We start from the raw sequence: 21354 nt of genomic DNA, 5'->3' as shown, positions 1-21354 counted from the left end.
CGATACCCATGCGACGAGAAGGTATGCCCAGACCCAGGGGGCCTGGACACCCGTCACGCCGCCGTCACGCCTGCCATCAGGGCCTCTGCACGATGACAGACACCCGGGGTGAGCTGGCATTGAGGCATGGAGGAAGGCCGATGGCGTTCCGACAAGAGCTGTTCGACTCCGCGCCCATCCGGGTGCGGGTGGTGGAGGGCGCCTCCGAAACGCGGCGCTTCGTGCCGCCGCACCTGGAGGCGGACGCGGACGTGTCCATCGCCGGAGTCCACGACGCGGGAGGCGCCGCCGTGGAGGCGCTGCGGCGCGAGCCCGCGGACATCCTCTTCCTGGACGTGGACCTGGAGGACCTGGACGGCTTCCAGGTCCTCCACGAAGCGGGCAGCGCTGGTGAAGACGCTGCCCGAGCCCTCCCCTGCCCCGCGCTACCTGGAGCGGCTGGTCATCCGCGAGGTGGGCCGGGTGACGCTGCTGCCCGTGGAGGACGTGGATTGGATTTCAGCGGAGGACAACTACGTCCAGGTGCACGTGGGCGGCCCCGGCCACCTGCTGCGTCAGCCGCTGCGGGAGCTGGAGGCCCGGTTGGGCCCCGAGCGCTTCGTGCGCATCCACCGCTCCACGCTCGTCAACCTCCAGCGCGTCCAGGAGCTGCGCCCGCTGCTCCATGGCGAATACCAGGTCATCCTGCGCGACCGCACCACGCTGAAGCTCAGCCGCGGCTACCGCGAGCGGCTGGGCCCGCTGCTGGCGCAGGGGTGAAGGGGGAGACCTCCGCCGACGCCGCCTGGAGCCGGCATTGCGCCTCGGCGGCCCGCGCCTGCGCGGCCTCCGCGTGACGCCCCAGCGACTGCATGAGGGACGCGGCGCGCGCGTAGTGCCCCGCCGCCAGCTCCGGAGGCAGGACCTGTTCGTCGGAGCGCGCGGACGCCAGCAGGTGCGGCAGCGCATGCTCCGTCCAGCCCGCCCCCAGCCAGTGGTGCGCGAGGAGGATGGAAGGCGCGCCGTCCTCCTCGAACAGCGCGGCGAGCCGGGCGTGCAGCCCGCGCTCCTCGCCGGGCCCCATCCCCGCCCGCACCGCCTCCATCACCAGGTCGTGGCTGAAGCGCTCGCCCAACAGGACCTGCGCCGCCTCCAGCTCCGCCAGGGCCTCGTGCGCCTCCGCCGGTGTCACCTGGAGCCCCCGGGGCACCAGCGAGGCCCGGAAGAAGGCCCCGGCCAGCGCCGCGAGCCGCGCGCACTGGAGCGCCACCGGGGACAGCCCCTCCAGCCGCCGCTGGATGAGCGGGCCCACGCGTCCGGGAGGCGGCAGCCGCTGGGGCCACTCGCGCTGGAGCGAGTCCGTCTCCAGCAGGTGCTTCAGCGTCTCCACCACGTACAGGGGATTGCCGCCCGTGTAGCGGGCCAGGGCCTCCACGTGCGCCTCCGCGCCCGGCAGCCCCATGGCGGCCACCATGCGCCGCACGTCCTCGTCCGTCAGCGCGTCCACCTCCACGATGCGCGCGAGCCCCGCGTCGACGAGCCGTGACACGTGCATCCGCGCCTCGGGCGACAGCTCGCCCCTGCGGTAGCAGTCGATGAAGCGCAGGCTCCGGCCGCCCGGAGGCGCCGTGTCCGCCAGCCGGGAGAACGCGAAGGTGAAGGCCCGGGCGCTGGCCGCGTCCCAGTACTGCACGTCGTCCGCGACGCTGATGTCCTCGTGCTCGTGGAGCAGCTGGAGCGCCGCCACGATGGCGTCATAGAAGCGCAGCATGCCGGCCCCGGACGCCAGCGGCGGCAAGAGCCGCGGCTCTCCCAGCTCCGGGAGGATGCGCGACAGCTCCGTGCGCACCCAGTCCGGCAGCTTCACGTCCGGCCAGCGCCGCAGCTGCGTGCGGAAGGCGCGCGCCTGGGAAGCGAACGGCACGTCCCGGTCCCCCGCCCGCGCCTCGATGCGTCCCCAGCGGCCCTGCGTGGCCGCGAACTCCTCCGCGAGCCGGGACTTGCCGCTGCCGGGCTCGCCGGAGATGAACAGCAATTGGCCCGCCTCCCAGCCCGCCTCCAGCTGCCGCCACGCGGCCTCCCGGCCCACCAGCACCGGAGGCCGCAGCACGGACAGCGGCAGCGCGAAGCGCGTGGCCGGAGCGGGACGCGGGCGCGCCGGGGCCTGCTCCACCTCCCGCACCAGGGCGAGCGTCTCCGGCATGGGGGTGACGCCCAGCTCCCGGTCCAGCACGTCGCGCAGGTGCTCGAAGGTCGCGAGCGCCGCGCCCCGGTCCCCCTGGAGGTACTGCAGCCGGATGAGGTGACGGCCGGCCTGCTCGGATTCGGGCTCCTGCCGCGCCCATGCCCGGGCAAGCCCCAGGGCCGCGCTCCAGTCCCCCGCCGCGGTGAGCTGCGTGATGCGGGCCTCGCGCGCCTCGCGCACCCACCCCGCGATGCCCGCGCGGGCGCCGTCCAGCCAGCGCGCCAGCTCCGGGCAGTCATCGAAGTCGAAGCCGGCCAGCAGCGTGCTGTCCTCCGCGTCGACGCACGCCAGGGCCTCCGTGTGGGCGCGGGCCTCGGAGGCGGCCTTGAGGCACGCGGCGTCCACCGTCGACGGTGCGCTCAGGGCCAGCCGTTCGGTGTCGCCCTCCACCAGCGACTCCTCCCCCGTGGCGAGCCGCAGCCGGCGCAGCAGCTGCCGCAGGTTGCCGCGCACGGTGGTGGTCGGCGAGTCCGGCCACAGGAGGGAGGCGAGCGGGAACTTGGGCGAGGGCCCCTGCAATGCCAGCCACGCCAGCAGCGCCGCGGTGCGCCGCTCCAATCGCACCCGCTGCCCGTCAGGGCCGCACAGCCGCGCCAATCCCAGGACCTGCACCCGCCATTCCCTGCCATCCACCGGAAGTCGCCCAGGCGTCGCGTCGTCGTTCGAACGGCGCACTTTATATCGGCGGGCCAACGCCAGAGGCCCTTCATCCCCTCGCGGCGGCCATGGCGCCAGGAGGCACCATCTGTCGCCAGACGTGGGAGCAAGCCTCCGTCAGCCCATCCCGTCTGGAAATGGGCCACGGCCAGACGGGCGTTGGAGCGCTGGTGAAGGCCCCCGTGAAGCCTGGAGCCGCGCACGCCCCGTGCGCATTCATTCCCCATGCTGGCCTTTCGACAGTGCGGCCTTGGGTTGCTGTCGCTATCCGTGGCCTGGCCGGTGTTCGCGGCCGGACCCACGGCCTGGGGCGAAGGGATGATGGTGAAGGTCCGTCCCGACGACACCGCTCCCGGCACCGCCACCGAGGTCCGTCTCACCGCCGCGCGCAACGAGTTCGTCTCCTTCCAGGTGGCGCTGCACGGCGGAGACACCGGCCTGAAGGGCGTGCGCGCCCGCCTGCCCGCGCTGGAGGGCCCGGGCTCCAAGACGCTCACGGGGCCGGACGTGATGCTGTACCGGCAGACGTACCTCACCACGCGGCAGGCGTCCGTGCCCGGGCAGCCCGTGGGGCGTTGGCCGGACGGGCTGGTGCCGGAGACGGATGAGATTGCCAACGAGGCGCGCAATGCCTTCCCCTTCGACGTGCCCGCGCGGGAGGCACGCGCCCTCTGGGTGGACGTGCACGTGCCCGCGGACGCGCCGCCCGGCGAGTACTCGGGCACGGTGACGGTGGAGGCGGACGGAGGCTTCCAGCGGCAGGTGACGGCGAGGCTGACGGTGGTGGACGCGCGGATGCCCGGCACGGCCTCGCTGGCCTCGGCGTTCCCGCTGTCGCCGGGGCAGGTGTGCCTCGCGCACCTGGGGCACGCGGACTGCTCGCACGCGGAACTGCAGCCGTTGCTCGTGCGCTACCAGCGGCTGGCGCTGGAGCACCGGCTCACGCTGCCCAAGCTCTTCGCCAGGATGTCCGGGCCCCAGGCGTGGAGCGAGTTCGACGCGACCTGGGGGCCCCTGCTGGACGGCACCGCGCCCACGCGGCTGTCCGGCGCGCGGATGACGAGCCTGGAGTACACCGGGCCCCTCACCGGCGCGGGGCTGGCGGATTTCACCACGCACCTGCGCGAGCGCGGCTGGTTGGACCGGGCCTATGCGCGCATCGGCGACGAGCCGCCCCACGGCTCCACCTTCGAGCAGGTGCAGGCCGCGGGGACGCTGGTGCGGCAGGCCGCGCCCGGCCTTCGCACCCTGCTGACGACGAACTCCATCAACCTGGAGACCTACGCCCTGGGGCCCCTGGTGGACATCGTGGTGCCCCTGGTGAACCACCTGGAGGGCACGGAGCCGGGCTTCGTGGGAGACCAGACCGCGACCTACGGGAGCTTCCTCTCCCGTCCCGGAACCGAGTTGTGGACGTATCAGAGTTGCATGAGCCACGGCTGTGCGCCCGGCTTCCCCATGCCGGAGAACCAGCCGGGGGCGGGCTGGCCTTCGTACCTGGTGGACCGGCCCTCGGCGAAGGCCCGCGCCATGGAGTGGCTGACCTTCCTCTTCGGCGGCACGGGTGAGCTGTATTACGAGATGGCGTTGATGCTGCCCACGGCGTGGACGAACCAGTTCCACTTCAATGGCAACGGGGACGGGACGCTGTTCTACCCGGGCACGCCGGCTGTGATTGGCGGGACGACGGACGTGCCGCTGGCGTCACTGCGCCTGAAGCTCATCCGCCAGGGGATGCAGGACTACGAATGGCTCAAGGCGGTGAGCGACGCGGGAGACCCGGCCTTCGCGCACCAGGTGGCGCGGGAGCTGATTCCCACCGCGTGGCAGGTGCCGGACGACGGCGCCGCGTTCGATGCCGCGCGGCTGCGGCTCATCCAGCGCTACCAGGAGTTGACGCAAGGCAATCCGGCCGCGCCACGCATGGGCGCGGAGCCGGGGGATGCACCGGTGACGAAGAAGCCCGTGGCTCCGAACGTGCCAGGCGCCACGGGCGGCTGCGGTGCGGTTTCTGGCGCTCCGGTGGCGGGCCCCCTGCTGTGGGCGCTCTGGACGCTGGGCAGGAGACGCTCGTGCCGCCTCCCTACGCGGCCGAGCGCGAACGCCGGCGGCGCGTCATGCCCCAGGCGAACATCAGCAGCCCGCTCCAGCTGAGGCCCGCGGAGGTGCTCGCGCCACAGCCGAAACCTCCGGCAGGGGACGGTTCGTCGGGAGGCTGGACGCGCGCGGTGACACGCACCGGGAAGGTGCACGTGGCGCTGTTGCCCGAGGCATCCGTCGCGGTGGCCGTCACCAGCGTCGTTCCCACGGGGAACACCGCGCCGGACGCGTGGCTGTAGCTCAGCGTGGGGACGGAGACCGCGTCCTGCGCGATGGCCGCCGGGTAGTCCACGGCCAGGCCCTCTGGAGGCGCATCCTCCTTCTGCACCAGCGAGGGACAGGTGACCACCGGCTCGGTGGTGTCCTGGACGGTGATGGTGAAGGCGCAGGACGCCGAGTTGCCCGCGTCATCCGTGGCGGAGAGGACGACCTCGGTCGTGCCTGGCGGGAAGAGGCTCCCGGTGGGATGGCTCAGCGACACGCTGGGAGACACCGTCACCGTGTCGTGCGGGGTGGCCACGAAGAAGTCGACCCGGGTGCCCATGGCGTCCCGGGCCTCGACGGCCCTCGGAGCCGGGCAACCCACCTTTGGTGGCGTGGTGTCGCGCACCGTGACGGTGAAGGCGCATTGGCTGGTGTTGCCCGCCGCGTCCGTCGCCGTCGCGGTGACACGGGTGATGCCTGGCGGGAAGAGCGACCCGGGCGCATGGCTGACCACGAGCTCCGGCGTGGGCGTGACCGCATCCACGGCCGAGGGGGCCACGAAGTCCACGATGGCACCGGTGGGCCCCGTCGCCTCGGCGACGACGTTCGCGCCACACGTCAGGACCGGAGCCGTCCTGTCGAGCACCACCACGAAGAAGGCACAGCCGGAGGTGTTGCCGGCCTCGTCCGTCGCGGTGGCGACCACGCGCGTGGAGCCGACGGGGAAGACAGCGCCGCTGGCATGGCTCAACTCCACCTGGAGCGGGGCCGTGACCGCGTCCGTGGCCGTGGGGGTCGCGAACGTGACCGTGGCGCCGGAGGGGCCCGTCGCCTCGACCACCACCTCCGGGCCGCACGTCACGGACGGCGCCTGCGTGTCGCGCACGGTGACGAAGAAGGAACAGGTGTCCGTGCGGCCCAGCCCGTCCGTGACGGTGGCGCTCACGGACGTCGAGCCCAGCGGGAACTCCGTCCCGGAGACCTGGCTGTACGTCACGGAGAGCGGCCCGCGTCCAGCGGGCGTCGCGGCCGGGTACACGACGGAGGCGCCCCGGGCGCTGGTGGCCTCCGCCAGGACCGGCGAGGGACAGGTGACCTTTGGAGGAGGCGGCAGGGACACGGTCACGGTGAACGTGCACGAAGCACTGTTGCCCGCGCCGTCGGTCGCACGGACCCGCACCTGCGTGTCGCCCACGCCGAAGTGCGAGCCCGACGCGGCGCTGTACTCCACCGTGACGTCCGACACCGGATCCGAAGCGCTCGCGGCCGCGTAGGTGACATTGGCGCCCTGGAGGCTCGTGGCCTCCACCGCGAGGTCCGCCGGACAGGACAGCGAGGGCGGCGTCGTGTCCCGCACGGTGACAGGGATGGCACACGAGGCGGAGTTGCCCGCCGCGTCCTTCGCCGTGGCCATCACTTGCGTGGTGCCCACGGGGAACGTGCTGCCGCGCTCGTGGCTCAACGTCAGCGCGGGCGCCGACGTGACGGCATCCGTGACCGTGGGGGCCGGGAAGTCCACCGGGGCCCCGGTGCGGCCCACGGCCTCCACCACCACCTCACCCGGGCACGTGAGCACCGGCGCGGTGGTGTCGCGCACGGTGATGGAGAAGCCACAGGAGGCAGAGCGCCCGGCACCATCCAACAGCGAGGCGGTGACAGCGGTGCCTCCCAGCGCGAACACGCTCCCGGACGCCTGGCTGTACGTCACCGCGAGCGGAGGCTGGCCCGTGGCACTCGCGGCCGGGTAGCTGACAGGCACGCCCGAAGCGCTGGTGGCCTCGGCGACCACGTCCCCCGGGCAGGTGAGGGTCGCGGGCGGATAGGTGCAGGTGCCGCTCCCGCACGTTCCGCCCACGCACGCGCTCGAACAGCAGACGCCCTCCACGCAGAAGCGGCTGGTGCAGTCCGGATTGCTGCCGCACTTCGCCCCGTTCGCGGGGTCGTACACCAGCCGGAACCTCACCCGGAACTGGCCCGGCATCCAGTCATGGGGTTCGTACACCGCGAGGAAGCGCCCACGGCCCCAGGAGGCCAGCGAGAGCGGCGTCGTGTTCACCACGGTCAGGTCCAGCGGGGTCATGTTGGACAGGAAGAACCGCGACGCGTCGACCTGGGACAGGTCGGGCGCCAGCCGTCCACCCATGAGCTGGAGACTGGTCGGCGTGACCTCCCGCCAGACGAGCAGATAGACATTGCCGTCGAAGGCCACCGCGGGCACCTCCTTGGAGATGCTGGTGTTCGCGAAGAACGACCGGCCCCCGTTGTCCAGGACCGCGCCGTCCTGGGCCCGGACCCGCGCGCCGTAGACCTCGGACCGGGCGCCGCTCTTCTGGTCGGTCCAGACCGTCAGGAAGTGGCTTCCATCGAAGGCCACGGCGGGGGTCCGCTGCGCTTCGGCGCGGGTCGTGATGGGAAGGCTCGGGCTGTCCACCACGATGCCGTCCGAGGCGCGCACCCGTGCGCCATGGATGTCTGGATTGGTGCTGCCATTGCGCTCATCCGTCCAGGCCACCAGGAAATAGCCCGCGCCAAAGGCAGTCGCGGGACTGCTTTCGTTGAAGCTCCCCGTCGCCACCGCGATGCCGTCGGCGTCCAGCACGGCGCCGTCCGACGCCCGGATCCGCGCGCCATATACGTCGGTCCCGGTCCCGTTCCGGGAATCCTCCCACGTCACGAAGAAGAGCCCGTCCCCAGAAGCCACCTTCGGGTTCCCCTGGGGCTGGGCCGCGGCGCTGATGATGAGGTCGGGCGCGTCCAGCACCGCGCCATCCGACTCGCGGATGCGCACGCCGTGGATGTCCCCGTCCGGGCTGCCCAGCGCGCTGGCCCTCCACGTCACCAGGAACCGCCCTTCCGCGAAGGCGACGGAGGGCGTGCTCCGGCTGCGGCTCCCCGTGCCGAGGCGAACGGGTTTCGGGTGGAGCAGCGCGCCGTCCGTTGCCCGCAGGCGCATCCCGTAGATGCTGGAGGCGCCAGACAGGTCCCGGTCATCGCTCCAGACCACGAGGTAGCTCTGCGTGCCCGCGGCCACCACGGCATCGACCTCCGCGTTGTTCGCGGCGGAGAGCAACAGCGAAGGGGTGTCGAGCACCACGAAGTCCGACGCCCGCACCCGCACGCCGTAGATGTCCTGGAGCACTTCGGTCCTGTGCTCCCAGACCACCAGGAAGCGGGTCCCGTCGAAGAGTGCGGCGGGAGACTGCTTGTCCAACGAGGGGGACGCGGACAGGAGGACGCCCCCTGGATCCAGCAGCGCGCCATCCGCCTGCACCCGCCGGCCCAGGATGTCGGCCTGCTTGCGCCACACGACCAGGAAGCGGCTTCCGTCCGAGGCCACGGCGCTCGACTCCTGCGCCGTCGTGCCGCCCGTGGCGATGGCCAGCCCCTGCGGATCCAGCACCACGCCGTCCGAGCCCCTGACCCGCGCGCCGAAGGTGCCCGTCACACCGTCCCGGGCGTCATCCCAGGTCACGAGGAAGGTCCCGGCCATGGAGGCGATGGAGGGATGGGATTGTCCGCCCGCCGCCGTGGAGATGGGGATGCCCGCCGGATCCAGCACCGTTCCCGCGGCATCGACGCGGGCGCCATAGAGGTCGTCCGACATTGGGTCGTTCCGGGAATCACTCCAGGCCACCAGGAAGCGGCTGCCATCGAAGCTCACGGCGGGCGAGCCCTGGGCGCCGGGCCCGGTGCCAATGGGAATGCCGGCCGGATCGAGGACCACGCCATCCGACGCCCTCACCCGCGTGCCGTAGACGTCGCCGGGGGTCCCGTTCCGGGAGTCGTTCCAGACCACGAGGTACTGGGTCCCGTCGAAGGCCATCGCCGACGAGGACTGCCCCCCGGCGGCGGTGGAGAGGGAGAAGACGGAGCCCAGGCGCGAGCCGCTGGAGATTTCGTACCGCGCGCCCTTCACGGAACCGCTTTCATCCCAGGTCACCAGGAAGTGGCGTCCATCGGTGGCCACGGAGGGATGGGACTGATTGTTGGGACCCGTCGCCAGGCGAATGCCCTTCGGGTCCAACACCGTCCCGGTCAGCGTGGTCACGCGGGTCCCGATGACATCCTGGTTGCCGCCGTTGTCGACCGTCCAGATCACCAGGTAGGTGCCGCTGCTGGAGCTCACGGCGATCACCGGCTCGGACTCCGCGTTCCGGGTGGGCGCGGGCACCGGATAATCAATGGTCGTCTCGGATGAGGAGTCGATCGCGCCCAGCGCGGCCAACGTCTCCTGCCCGCCGGTGAAGCCCTCGGACTCGGAGCGATAGGCCTGGTTCACGCGGCGGATGACCGCCTGGAAGTCGATGGGAGGCGAGCCCTCCACCGGAGCACTCGCTGCGGGCTCCTCGGGCATCTGCGTGGGAGTGCAGGCGGTGAGGAGCAACACCAGACCGGCCGCGAGCACGGACGTCAAACGGAGAGGATGGCGGGAGGCCATGAGGACTTCCAGGTTGGGAAGAGAGGTGTCAGCCCATGCGCGACACGGCGGCACGCCGACAAGGACAGACGCTACCTGAAAGCCTGCTCCCTCGATAAGGGGGCCGCTCTGCGGTGCATCCTGACCCGGAGCCCGTTTTCAATGCCTTTCATGTTTCGCGCCGTTCAACGTCCGGGGGTAGATTGCAGCGCATGAAGATGCATCTCGCACTGCGAATCACCGCGCTGTCGCTGCTCTGCGGCTGCGCGACAATTGACACCTCGAGCCTCACGCCGTCCTGCCGCGACCAGTACGACGCGTGTCTCAACAGCTGCGCGAAGTCCTCCCCGCCCCCTTCGCGCCAGCCGCCGGACTCCGTGCAGGGCCACGCGGAGCGCCTGACGCCCGACACCCAGACGCCTGGCTGCGTCGACAGCTGCAACCAGCAGGCGAAGCGCTGCGGCTGAGAGCCCATGGCCCCGGAGCGCTACGAAACGCTGGATGGCTCCACGCCGGACGTCACCCCGCTGGCGGCGGAGGTCGGGCTCAAGCAGCCGTTGAGCGCCTTCACCCTGCTGGAAGGCGGTGACGTCTTCGAATCACGCGCAGGCCGTCCTCCCGCGGAAGGCCCCGCGAAGGCCCGCGCCTACGTGAGCGTGAAGCTGGAGTTCAAGCCGTACGGCGCACCGGCGGCGCAGGTGAAGCGGGTGCAGGAGGAAATCATCCGGCAGCTCTCCGGCAACCTCCAGCTCATCGCCCGGATGGAGGCGGCGCGGCCCCTGACGCTGGAGCTGATTCCCCCCGGGCACACGCTGGTGAAGTACGGCTATCCCCGGGCCGTGTCGCCCCAGGCGGCGGGCCTGTTCTGGGACCACCCGGACTGGCCCCGGGCCCGCATCGCGCTGAGACAGGACCGGCTGGAGTCGGAGCAGTACCTGGTGTTCCACGAGATGGCGCACGCCATCCAGGGACTGGCCTTCACCCAGAAGGAGAGCGAGCTCATCTACCGCACGATGCTCCGCACATACCGCAGCCGCGCGGCGGTGGACGAGGTCTTCGCCATCTACAGCGAGCGCGAGTTCGTCACCGGCGTCTCCGAGCGGGACCTGCGCGCACCCGGCGTGTACGGCATGGCCCGCCAGCGGTGGAACGAGGAGCACGTGTTCACCCGCTTCGTGCGCAACCTCTACTTCCCCTACAAGCCCCTGGCGGGCGGCACCGCGGGAATGACTTCGTCCAGCTTCGGTTGAGACGGCTTCCGGGCGCATGGTAGGAGGAGGCGGGCCGGTCGCCTCGGCGGAACATCATGGACTCCCCCGGTGCTGGACGGCCTCGTCGTCGGTTGACGCGAATCATCGCGAGCGCGGGCCTGATCCTCCTCGCGACGTTCGTCCTCCTGCTCATCGCGGTCGTGACCGCGTTGCACCACCTGGATCACCCCTGGCTGAAGTCGCGCGTCGTCGCGCAGGTGGAAGCCGCCACGAACGTGCGGCTGGACTACCGGACGGCGCGCATCGACGTGCTCTCCGGGCTGCGCATGGAAGGCCTGGTGGTGCGCACCCCGCCGCCGTTCCAGGACGTCGAGCCGGACCTCCTGCGTGTCGGCGCGCTGGAGGTCGCGTGGTCGTTTGGGGCGCTCGTGAACGGACCGGTCCGGGTGGAGCGGGTGGCGGTGCGCGACGCGACCGTCATCCTGGTGGCGGATGACCAGGGAACCACGTCCCTCACGAACCTGACCGGACCGCCGGAGCCCGAACCGCTGGACGAAGCCGCCCCCGGCACGTCCCAGCAGGTCGCGGAAATCTTCGCCGCCCCCTTCCCCGTCTCCAGCATCGCCCTGGCCAACGTGTCGCTGACCCATGTCCGCGTCCAGGGCCGCACGGTGGTGGACCGCTGGTCGCTGCGCGGGCTGGAGGCCGGCATCGAAGCGAAGCCCCAGGACAAGGCCTGGAAGCTCCTGGTGGACCTGGGGCGGACGGGAAAGCCCCTGGCCCTCACGCTGAACCGCGAGGCGCCCGCCGTCCCCGGAGCCGAGGCCCTGCTGGAGCTGGCCCTGTCCGCGGAGGTGAACGCGGACGCCGCTCGCGTGAAGATGGACCTGGACGTCGCGCGGCAGACCTTCGACCCGCGCTTCACGCTCCGCTCGCTGCTGCACGGCGCGGTGACGGCGAAGTTCGATACGGAGAAGCAGCTCACCACCGTCGACCTGGACCGCACGCGGCTGACCGACAGCGCGGAGGTGGAGGCCCGGGTGGTGCTGCCGGACTCGGCGGAGGTGCCGCCCGTGCTGACGCGGGCCCTGGCGAACGTGGACCTGGGGCGCCTGTTTCAAGGGCTCCCGGCGGACCTGCGCCCCTTCTCCGTGGAGAGCGGCAAGGTGCACCTGGAGGCCCAGGAGGTCACGCTCAGCGACATGCCCCAGCTGGGGGCGCAGGGACGGGTCGGGTTGGATGTCGACGTGGCGAAGCTCCTCTTCGCGCAGGAGGGCCAGCGGGTGGAGCTGGGCGATGGACGCCTCTCCCTGAACGCGACCCCGGATGCATCGCAGGGACTGGCCGCGAGGCTCACGTTCGCGCTCCAGGGGCTCGACGTCGGGGGCGCCACGCCGCTGCGCATTCCGAAGGCCTCCGGTGAGCTGACGGGGAAGCAGCTGCGGCCCGACCTCTCCTCGCCCTTGCGGGTCGCCGGAGACGCGGCCCTGTCCGCCAGGGTGGACGCGCTGGACCTGCGCGCGTCCGGGCACCGCGTGACGGCGGAGCGGATGGGCTTGAAGCTCCAGGCGCCGCTGACTGCGAAGCCTCCCTTCGCGCTGAAGGCGGACCTGCCCGTGGAGGCACTGCGGATCATCACCCCGGAAGGCCGCGAGGTGCTGAAGGGCCCCGCGCGCGTCCAGCTGAACGTGACGGAGGCCTTCCCCACGATGGAGGACCCGCGGCGGAGCAGGGCCCGCGCACGGGTGGAGCTGGACGTGGGCACGCTGCACGCGTCGCTGGACGCCACCAAGGGCACCGACGACGTGGCGTACGCGCTGGACGTCCAGACGCCGGACCTCGTCGCCGCGCGGCCGTACCTTCCGGAGGACGTCGCCGCGCGACTCTCCTGGAAGCAGCTGGCCGTCACGCTGACCTCCAAGGGCAAGCTGACGGCCCTCTTCGAGCCCTCGCCGCGCGTGGACCACCAGACGGAGCTGCGCCTGCAACGGCTGGGATGGGACGACGTGTCGGCCGCCACCGCCGCGCTCGTGCTGAAGTCCCAGGGCGACGCGTGGAAGCACAAGGGCGACCTGGACCTGAAGGTCGAAGGGCTGCGCATCGCAGAGACCGACGCGGGCACGCAACACCAGACGCTGTCGTTCGACATCGACCGCCGCAAGCTCGCGCTCCGGCTGGGGCTCAACGGCCGTGAGGGGCTGAAGGTCGCCGCCGACGCTGCGCTGGCATACGACCGGAAGGCCCGCGCGCTCCGCGTGGACGTGAAGGGGGACTTCCCGCCCCTGGGGCCCCTGTCGCCGCTGCTGGCGAAGGCGCGCGTGCCCCCGGAAGTCGACCCGTCGAAGCTCGCGATGACCGGCGAGCTGCACGGCACCCTGACCGGCCTCATCACGCACCTGGGCTCCGACGGCAGCTTCCGCCTGGCGCCCATGCCTCCGCGCGCCGCCAGCTTCGAGGGCAAGGCGCAGGTGGACCTGCGCGGCGTGCGCTGGAAGCAGGCGGACCAGACCATCAACGTCCCCGCCCTGCGCTGGCAGGGGGAATCCCACGCGGAAGGCCCCAAGCGGACCGTCCGCACGACGCTCGCGGTGGAGAAGCTCACCGTCAGCATGAACGAGCGCCGGCTGACGTTCGCGGACCTCTCCAGCGACAGCACCGCCACCTTCACCGACCAGTGGGAGAAGGGGGACATCGAGCTGAAGCAGCGGGTGAAGGTCCGCTCGCTGGAGCAGAAGCCGGCGCTGCCCTACCCCGTCCAGGACGTGGAGGCGTCGTTCTCCGTCCAGCGCAAGCCCACCGGCGTCATCCGCATCCCGGACCTGCGCCTGTCCAACGGCGGCACCCAGACGCAGCTGAAGGTCCAGGGCCGGCTCGACCTGAGCAACGAGCAGCAGCGCATGGGGCTCCGGGGCTCGCTGGAGCAGGACCTGGCCCACCTCGCGCGGGCCGGGCAGCTGGAGAGCAGCGGCAAGGCCACGGTGAACTTCCGGGTGGCGTCTCCGGACCTGACGGTGTTCCGCACCACCTCCAACCTCAAGCTGGAGAATGTGAACGTGCGGATGCCCGCGTCCGGCATCGTCGTGGAGGCGCTCAACGGCGACGTGCCGCTGACGGAGAACGTGGAGGTCTCTCCGGACGGGGTGCGGCTGCTCAACGACCTGGACGTCAATCCGTACTCGATGCTGCGCTTCGCGGATCAACACCCGCTGCTCACGCGCAGCGGCTTCATGTCCGCGGACCGCATCACCACGCCGTGGGTGACCATCGCGCCGCTGGCGGGCAACCTGGCCATCAACCAGAACGTGTTCTCCATGAGCCAGCTGGAGATGGGCGTGCGCGGCGGGCGCATCACCGGCCAGTGCATGCTGGACTACCAGGGCAGGAACTCCACGCTGGAGGCCCACGTGCGCGCCACGGGCGTGAAGTCCTCCCGGGGCGAGCCCTTCGACGGCAACGCAGCCATGGTCATCTCCGCCCGGGATCGCAGCATCAACGGCCGCGCGGAGATATTGCGCATCGGCAACCGCCACCTGTTGGACCTGCTCGACCTGGAGGACCCGCACCACACCGACCCCGCCACCAACCGCGTCCGCTACGCGTTGAGCCTGGGCTATCCGGAGCACGTGCGCGTGAGCTTCAAGCAGGGCTTCGGCAGCCTGCTCATCACCATGGGCGGCCTGGCCCGGCTGGTCAGCATCGATGAAATCCGCGGCATCCCCCTGGGCCCCATCGTCGACCGAATGATGACTTCCATGACCCCTCCGGAGGCGCTGCCATGAAACACCGTGGGTTGCTGCTGGTGGCCGCCCTCACCGCTCCCGGGTGCATCCGCGCCCCGGAGATCGTCATGGTGGACCGGGCGACGGCGCTCGAGGAGCAGGCCGCGGGCTCGTACAAGGACGTGGAGCAGCGGCTCGCCAGAGCGGGCATGAACCCCACGCCGGTGCCGCTGACGCCCAACCAGCTGGAGGACCTGGGCATCCAGCCTCCGCCGCTGGTGGAGAACCTGGGCAAGACGCAGGCGGACCGCGTGGACGACCTGGTGCGGCGCCACTGCGTGGGCGAGGGCAAGGACGGCCTGCTGGTGCTCACCCGGAAGCAGTGCACGGCCGGGCGCGTGTCCGCGGACGACGCCTCCCTCGTCGAGCGCGTGAACCGGGCCCGGCGCCAGCTGTGGCAGTGGATGAAGACGGTGCGCCCCGGCGTGCCGGAGGCCACGCTGCGTGAGAACTGGCGCCAGGCGCACGCGGAGGGCGTCGTCTGCGGCGGCTGGATGGAGGCCGAGGACGGCACCTGGGGAGAGAAGAAGTGCTGACCTTCCGGGCCCCCTGGTTCCTGGCCCTGGCCGTGCTCCTCGCGAGCGACGCCCGGGCCCAGGACGACGAGAACGACGGAGGCATGGTCCTGCCCGAGCGGCTCACCGTGGGCATGGGGGACCAGTTCCTGGGACAGCTGGCGCCCGACGAGAACCAGCTGCTGTTCGTGTCCAACCGGGACATCGCCACGGAGATCTTCAGCCAGGACCTGGAGAAGGGCCGCGAGCGCCGCCTCTTCGATGAAGGCGCGGACGTGACGTGGCCGCGCATCAGCCCCAATGGCAAGCAGCTGCTCTACATCTCCTTCCGCACCCAGGCCGGCGGCCAGCTGTGCGTGAGGGACCTGCCGGAGGCGAAGGAGCGCCACTGTCTGGAGGAGGAGACCAGCGCGCTGCAGGCGGAGTGGATTGACGACACGCACATCGCGCTGGTGAGCCGCGCGACCATCCAGGGAGACCTGCGGCTGTCGAAGGTCGCGCTGGAGGCCCGGTGGCAGGTGACGCCGCTGCTGGAGCGCAACCTGACCAGCCCCGCGTTCTCCCCGGACGGACGCTGGCTGGTGTACGTCCCCGTGCAGCGCTCCGCGCAGGAGGTGGGGCCGGGCTTCGCGGCGCGAGCGGCACCGCACCTGGAGGCCGTCCGGCTGGATGTCCCGGGCGCGGCCCCCGTCCCGCTGACGCTGGACATCCCGGGCAAGACGGGCCAGCCGGTGTTCGCGCGCGACGGACGCTCGCTGTACGTGGTGCAGTTCTTCACCGACTCCAACGGGGACGGGGTGATTGACGCGAGCGACAGCGGGGTGCTGTTCCGCGTGCCCTTCCCTTCCGAGCGCGACGACGCACCCGCGCAGGCCTCCGCCTCCAGCCCGGATCAGCTGACCAGCCAGGCGTGGAACTGCGAGTACCCCTCCCCCACCGCCGCGTCGGTCATCACGACCTGCTCCCGGGGCCTGTCGCTGGACGTGTACCGGCTGCCGCTGGGCGGGCAGGTGCCCACGCAATGGGACGTGGCCCGCCTCAACGAGGAGCTGGGCATGGTGGGCCGGCGCGCGGATCAGCTCATCCTCTACCGCCAGCGGATGCTGCTGGAGAAGCGGCCCAAGCTCCGCCGGCTGTTGCTGATGCGCCTGAGCCAGCTGCACCTGGCCAACGGCGACTTCGACGCCGCGGAGTACTACGCCCGGCACATGTCCACGGTGGAGGATCCCCCCACCGCCGGACTGTCGGAGCCCCTGCGGCTGCTCATCGCCCACCGCAAGGCCCTGAAGGAACGCGACCGGGGCCGCATGGTGGACGAGCTGCAGGAGGCCGAGCGCCAACGCATGGCGGCGTTGGACCCCGCCGCCGCGCCCAGCCCACCCTCCGCCGTCTACCGGCGCGTCATTCGCAGCGAGCTGGCGCAGTCCTCCGGCGACTTCACGCTCGCGAAGCAGGAGCTGGAGGCGGCCTGGCTCACGGACACCACGCCGCGCGCGGTGCTGGAGGCCTGGCATGAGCAGGCGGACGCGCTGTACCGCGAGCTGGACGACCGGCAGGCGCTGGTCGCCGCGGGACGCCAGCTGTCCCAGAACAAGGTCTTCAAGGCGGATGATCAGCTCGACTTCGCGCGCGCCGCCGTCCGGGCGCTGTACCGGGGACGGCCCTACGCGGAAGCGGACGCCGCCATGGCCCAGGCGCTCGCGGCGGAGAGCCCGGGGACGCCGTATGCGTTCGCCCTGGAGCTGGGCCGCCACGTCAACGCACTGAACGTGGAGCGCCCTCCCCGCCCCGTCCGGGACGCGCTGGTCGCCTTCTACAAGCAGCAGCAGGACCCGCTCCGCCGCCGCATGGTGGTGCAGGACACCGCCGAGCGCGCGGCGAGCCTGGGCGCCGACGGCGTGATGGAGGACCTGGCCACGCTCTACGTCGACGACACCCCGGCCGGCACCGAGGAGCGCCGCCGGGCGGAGCGGCTGTTCCGCCGCGCGCTGATGGGCCGCGCCTACCGCCGCATGGCGAGGGACAGGATGGACGAGGCCCGCGCGGACTTCGACCTGGTGACGCGGCGGACCGCGTCGCTGGAGAGCGCCGTCGAGTCCATGAGCCTGCGTCTGCGCGCGGGCGTCGCCCCGGAGCAGATCATCCAGGAGGTCACCACGGACGTCCCGGGCAAGGCGAAGTCGCTCTCGCACTTCGTCAAGGCCTACGTGACGACGCGCCGGCTTTCCAAGCTGGACGACGAAGCCCACGCCCAGGCGGTGAAGACCGGCCTCGCGGAGCTGCGCGCGGCGTGGCAGGAGCTCAAGAACCAGCGCGAGGTGCAGGCCCTCATGGGGGCCATCCACCACGAGGACTTCCTGCGCGGCCACAACCCCGCCGCCGCCGAGCGCGCCAACCGCCACTACCTGGTCGCCCTGGACCTGGTGCGCAACAACGCGCGCTACAAGGCGATGCTGCTGGGCGCGCTGGGCCTCTTGCACACGCAGGTGGGCAACTACCACATCGCCCTGGGCTACCTGGACGAGCGGGACAAGCTGCCCTACACGGACAACGGCGCGGGCCTGTCGGTGGCCCTGGCGCGGGCCCGGGCGCTCCTGCACGTCAACCGCGAGGCGGAGGCCGCGCAGGCGGCGGACAAGGCCCTGGCCACCGTGGAGGCCGCGCCGAAGCTGGCCCGGTTCATCCCGCTGGTGATGGACCGGGCGGCCCTCTACAACCTGGCCGCGGGCCGCTTCGAGCGGGCCCTGGCGCTCTACGACCGCGCGCTGCCCCCCATCGAGGCCGGCCCTCGCGACGAGGAGGGCCTGCGCAACCGGCTGGTGCTGCGGCTGGCCCGTGGTGGCGCGGCGCTGGGCGCGGACCAGGCCCAGCGGGCGCTGGACGACCTGGACCAGGTGGACCGGGAGCTGTCGACGCCCGCCGTGCAGGCCACGCTGAAGCAGGCCCACGCCACGCCCAAGTACGTGCAGCGCGCGTATCGCATCATCGCCGCGGGACTGCGCGCCAACGCGGAGACGCGGCTCGGGCGCAGGGACGCCGCCGCCCGAGCGCTGGAGCGGCGGCGCGCGCTCTTCCTGGAACAGTTCGACGAGCTGGACCGCGACGAGGACATCCGCGCGGTGACGCTGGCGGAGCTGCGGCTGGCGGAGAACGCCGTGGACCGCCGCGAACCCGCGCAGGCGGCTCGATGGCTGGGCAAGGCGCTGGAGCACGCGGACTCGCTGATGGCGCGCACCCACGCGCCGGTCGATGCGGGCCAGCTGGACGTGCTCTGGTTCGCGGCGCAGCTGCAATCCGAGGCGGGGACGCCCATGCCCTTCAACGTGCCCCAGCGGATGGAGCAGGCGCGGCGCACGCTGCTGGAGCAGCGCGACCCGGCGTGGCGCGCCTATCTGGCGTGGTTCAACATCTACCTGGCGCTCGACGGCGCCGGGCAAAAGCCAGTGCCTGCGCAGGAAGCCCGGAGCGCGGCCGAGTAGCGCGTCTGTCTTTTCGTCGACGTCTCGGACAGCCCCCCGGTCCTTTCATTGTCTCCCTCCCTGGCAATCCCTTGCGTGACGGGCGTATGCTTTTCCCCACGAGAGTGGGCCCGGGGGGGCTGGCAACTCCTGTTCATACCGTGCGGTCCGGTCGGAGCCTCCATGGGGGAGGTGGCTCCCACCCTCGATTGGCGCTTGCCGCGAAACGAGGCTGCCTGTGACTGTGAAACGCATCATTGGAGTGTTTGTCTGCTGCGGATGCACCGTGCTGGTGGGCTGCGGGACGCCAAGGCCTGCCCGGATCGGGCGCTCCCTGGCGCTGCCCAACGGAGAGCCCCGGACGCCATGCGAGAGTGAGGACTGGTACGACCTCGCGCCGGCCCGTATCGAGGCGAGGGCCCAGAGCGGCGTCGGGAACTACCAGGTCCATTACTTCAAGGACTACGAGGGCATCGGCGTCTTCAAGGTGGGCAAGGACCAACCCGAGCCGCTCGAAGGCTTGTGGGCCAGGCTGGGCGAACCCGAGCTCCAGCGCAGACATGAAGAGCGCCTCGAGCCCGTGAAAGCCGCGCAACGGCACAGCCTGTACTGGAGCCTGGGGAGCCTGGGGGGAATCGCCGCGGGGCTCGGGACGGCCGTCGCGCTCGTGGACAAGAATGATACCGCCGCCTCCGTGGCTGGCGTCACCGGGCTCGTCGCGGGCGTGGTGGGACTCGTGGGGGCCCTCGTGTCCGCCCCCACGGCCCGGGACGTCCTGGATGCGAACGCGCGGGCCAGCCTGCTCATGCCCGGGGAGGACGACGTGTTCGCGGGAAGGCGCGGGGTCAACACCCTCAACAGCGTGCGCAGGCTCCAGTGCGGCGGGCGGCCCGTGGCCTTCACGGAGGAACGTCCGGCGGATTCGCGCGTCGCGGAAGAAGCCGTCCCCGCGTCGAAACCCCACGTCGCGGAAGAGGCCGTCCCCGCGTCACAGCCACGGGATGCGCAGCAGCCCGCCACTCCGGTGAAGGCGCGCGGCGAGCCGCAGAAGCCCATCACCGTCTGGCCGCCGCCCTCCAGCCCCTGAGGGCCCGCGGACGGCCGCTGTCCATGATGGCGGCTGAAAAAGCGAAGGGCCCGGAACCTTTCGATTCCGGGCCCTTCTCAGTGGCGAGGAGTACGGGACTTGAACCCGTGGCCTCCGGCGTGACAGGCCGGCGTTCTAACCAACTGAACTAACTCCCCACAAAAATCTATATGGGCGGAACAGGGATTGAACCTGTGACCATCGCCTTGTAAGGGCGCCGCTCTACCGCTGAGCTATCCGCCCTGCGCGGCCCCGCCGTGATTCAGTGAGGCGGCTTGTACCGTCCCCATCCGCCCCCGTCAAGCATCTGTTTTCGGGGCACCTGAATCGCGCTCTGCCCCCTCGGCGGGGGGCGGATCCGACGACCGCGGATCCGCCTGCTAGGCCCGGACCTTCCACCGGCGCACGCGGCGGCGGGAACGGGGAATCATCACCACGGCGCCCACCAGCAGGGCCACCGGCACGAACACCAACATCGTCTGCATCATCGCCTCCATGCCCTACAACATACGGAGGCCGTCTGACATCCTGACGGGGAGTTCGTGACTTTCAGGAAACGACATTCCAACCCGCCGGGCTTCCGGCTGCCCTGGCGGGCAGGGGGCCGGACTGGCGGTGGGCGGGGCCGCTACCGCGTGACGTCGACGGTGTAGACGCCGTCACCGGACGTGGCGGTGCCCGTCACGTGGGTGCTGCCCGGCGTGCGGCGGACCTGGCCGGTGCCGTCGTCCTCGATTTCACCCGTGAGGGTGAGGTCCAGGGTGACGCTGCCCTCCAGGTCCCCGGTCATCTGGAAGGGCCCCTTGAGCGTCCCGGTGAACGTGCCGCCCGGGATGTCGCGCAGCTGGAGGGTGAGCTCCGGCTGCGCCGCCGTGTCCGTGCTGGAAGCGTAGGTGATGTTCACCGGGTCCTCGTCCCCACCCAGGGCAATCTCGCCATCGGAGTACCCGGTCATGCCAATGCGCAGGCGCATGCCCTTGTTGGCCGAGCTGCCCTGGTCCACCTGCCCGGTGACCACCAGCGTCCCGGAGGCGGCGCCCGCCGTGGACTGGGCCGGGATGTTCGCGCTGGACGCGGCGTTGAAGCCGGCGAAGCCCAGCTGCAGGGCCTTGCTCACGGACGGGTCCAGCCCGAGGTACGCGCGGCGGGCCTGCTCGTCGGAGCTGATGTCGTCATCACCGCAAGCCGTGAGGCCCAGGGACAGGATGAGGGAACACGCGACAGCGGTCACGGAACGCGAAAGGGGTCTGAGCATGATGGGAATCTCCTGTCACCCAAAGCCAGGAGACCCCGGCCGGTGACGACCGGCCACGCGCCTCAATCCCAGACGCATCAATCGACCGTCACCAGCACGAACTTGTTGTTGATGTCCCGGTCCACGGGCGTCACCACCTGGTCCGGCCGCGGCGAAGAGCGGCCCTCCATGCCCGGGCGCGAGGACTGCCAGCCCAGGAAGCCGGCCACCGCCAGGAACGCCAGCCCCAGCAGCGCCTCCGCGGACACCTGCGCCCGCGACGCCACCGCGCCCAGCGTGGCCGCGCCGGACAGCAGCAGCAGCGACACCGCGCGGGCGCCCGGTGACGCCTTCTGCTTCGCGCGCGGAGCAAACGCGTCGAACGCGAGGTACGCGCCGCAGGCCAGCAGCACCAGCGTCACCAGGTCCCCCCTCCACAGCGGGCGCGCGGCGAAAGAAGAAGTGCGC

General features: G+C 71.5%; 12 protein-coding genes and 2 tRNA genes. 8 read left to right on the top strand and 6 right to left on the bottom strand.

Annotated elements, in window-relative coordinates; all coding sequences use genetic code 11:
- The first annotated feature begins 390 nt into the window (after positions 1-390).
- Complete coding sequence (locus tag D7X96_RS40765; protein WP_244219454.1) at positions 391-759, top strand: LytTR family DNA-binding domain-containing protein; 369 nt, start codon at positions 391-393, stop codon at positions 757-759.
- On the opposite strand, the gene D7X96_RS05535 is transcribed toward D7X96_RS40765, so the two are convergent.
- Positions 710-2857 carry an ATP-binding protein gene (locus D7X96_RS05535; protein WP_121769192.1) on the bottom strand — a complete coding sequence of 716 codons (2148 nt, stop codon included), beginning with the start codon at positions 2855-2857 and terminating at the stop codon, positions 710-712. The two genes, D7X96_RS40765 and D7X96_RS05535, sit on opposite strands and share 50 nt — an antisense overlap.
- Before the next feature lie 249 nt (positions 2858-3106).
- Here D7X96_RS05535 and D7X96_RS05530 point away from each other — a divergent pair, with 249 nt between their 5' ends.
- Positions 3107-5035, top strand: a complete 1929-nt coding sequence (locus tag D7X96_RS05530; protein ID WP_121769174.1) for a DUF4091 domain-containing protein — start codon at positions 3107-3109, stop codon at positions 5033-5035.
- Here the strand turns inward: D7X96_RS05530 and D7X96_RS05525 are convergent.
- Positions 4965-9623 carry an HYR domain-containing protein gene (locus tag D7X96_RS05525; protein ID WP_121769173.1) on the bottom strand — a complete coding sequence of 1553 codons (4659 nt, stop codon included), beginning with the start codon at positions 9621-9623 and terminating at the stop codon, positions 4965-4967. The two genes, D7X96_RS05530 and D7X96_RS05525, sit on opposite strands and share 71 nt — an antisense overlap.
- Before the next feature lie 191 nt (positions 9624-9814).
- Here D7X96_RS05525 and D7X96_RS05520 point away from each other — a divergent pair, with 191 nt between their 5' ends.
- From D7X96_RS05520 to D7X96_RS05495, 6 genes are all read left to right on the top strand, one after another.
- Positions 9815-10069 (top strand): hypothetical protein, encoded by a 255-nt coding sequence (locus D7X96_RS05520; RefSeq protein WP_147468246.1) that lies wholly within the window; start codon positions 9815-9817, stop codon positions 10067-10069.
- A 6-nt stretch (positions 10070-10075) separates the two neighbouring features.
- A complete protein-coding gene (locus D7X96_RS05515) occupies positions 10076-10852 on the top strand; it encodes a hypothetical protein (protein ID WP_121769171.1) in 777 nt (258 codons plus the stop codon).
- Between the two features lie 92 nt (positions 10853-10944).
- Positions 10945-14592 (top strand): hypothetical protein, encoded by a 3648-nt coding sequence (locus tag D7X96_RS05510; protein ID WP_306449599.1) that lies wholly within the window; start codon positions 10945-10947, stop codon positions 14590-14592.
- On the top strand, positions 14589-15128 hold the full coding sequence (locus tag D7X96_RS05505) for a DUF1318 domain-containing protein (protein ID WP_121769169.1): 540 nt from the start codon (positions 14589-14591) through the stop codon (positions 15126-15128). Before D7X96_RS05510 ends, D7X96_RS05505 begins: the two co-directional genes overlap by 4 nt.
- A complete protein-coding gene (locus D7X96_RS05500; RefSeq protein ID WP_121769168.1) occupies positions 15122-18586 on the top strand; it encodes a TolB-like translocation protein in 3465 nt (1154 codons plus the stop codon). The genes D7X96_RS05505 and D7X96_RS05500 overlap by 7 nt, the downstream gene beginning before the upstream one ends.
- A gap of 265 nt (positions 18587-18851) precedes the next feature.
- On the top strand, positions 18852-19652 hold the full coding sequence (locus D7X96_RS05495) for a hypothetical protein (RefSeq protein WP_121769167.1): 801 nt from the start codon (positions 18852-18854) through the stop codon (positions 19650-19652).
- 81 nt (positions 19653-19733) lie between these two features.
- Here D7X96_RS05495 and D7X96_RS05490 read toward each other — a convergent pair.
- The 4 genes from D7X96_RS05490 to D7X96_RS39900 form a co-directional block, all read right to left on the bottom strand.
- Positions 19734-19810 (bottom strand) — tRNA-Asp (locus D7X96_RS05490).
- Positions 19811-19823: 13 nt separating this feature from the next.
- Positions 19824-19895 (bottom strand) — tRNA-Val (locus D7X96_RS05485).
- A gap of 385 nt (positions 19896-20280) precedes the next feature.
- Positions 20281-20907, bottom strand: coding sequence for a hypothetical protein (locus tag D7X96_RS05480; protein ID WP_147442596.1), 627 nt, complete (start codon positions 20905-20907; stop codon positions 20281-20283).
- 77 nt (positions 20908-20984) lie between these two features.
- Positions 20985-21308, bottom strand: coding sequence for a hypothetical protein (locus D7X96_RS39900; protein ID WP_158616115.1), 324 nt, complete (start codon positions 21306-21308; stop codon positions 20985-20987).
- Positions 21309-21354: the final 46 nt, after the last annotated feature.

The organism is Corallococcus interemptor (assembly GCF_003668875.1).
Classification (GTDB): domain Bacteria; phylum Myxococcota; class Myxococcia; order Myxococcales; family Myxococcaceae; genus Corallococcus; species Corallococcus interemptor.
Note: the sequence above shows the minus strand (reverse complement) of the source record. Positions and strands in the feature narration are given on the sequence as shown.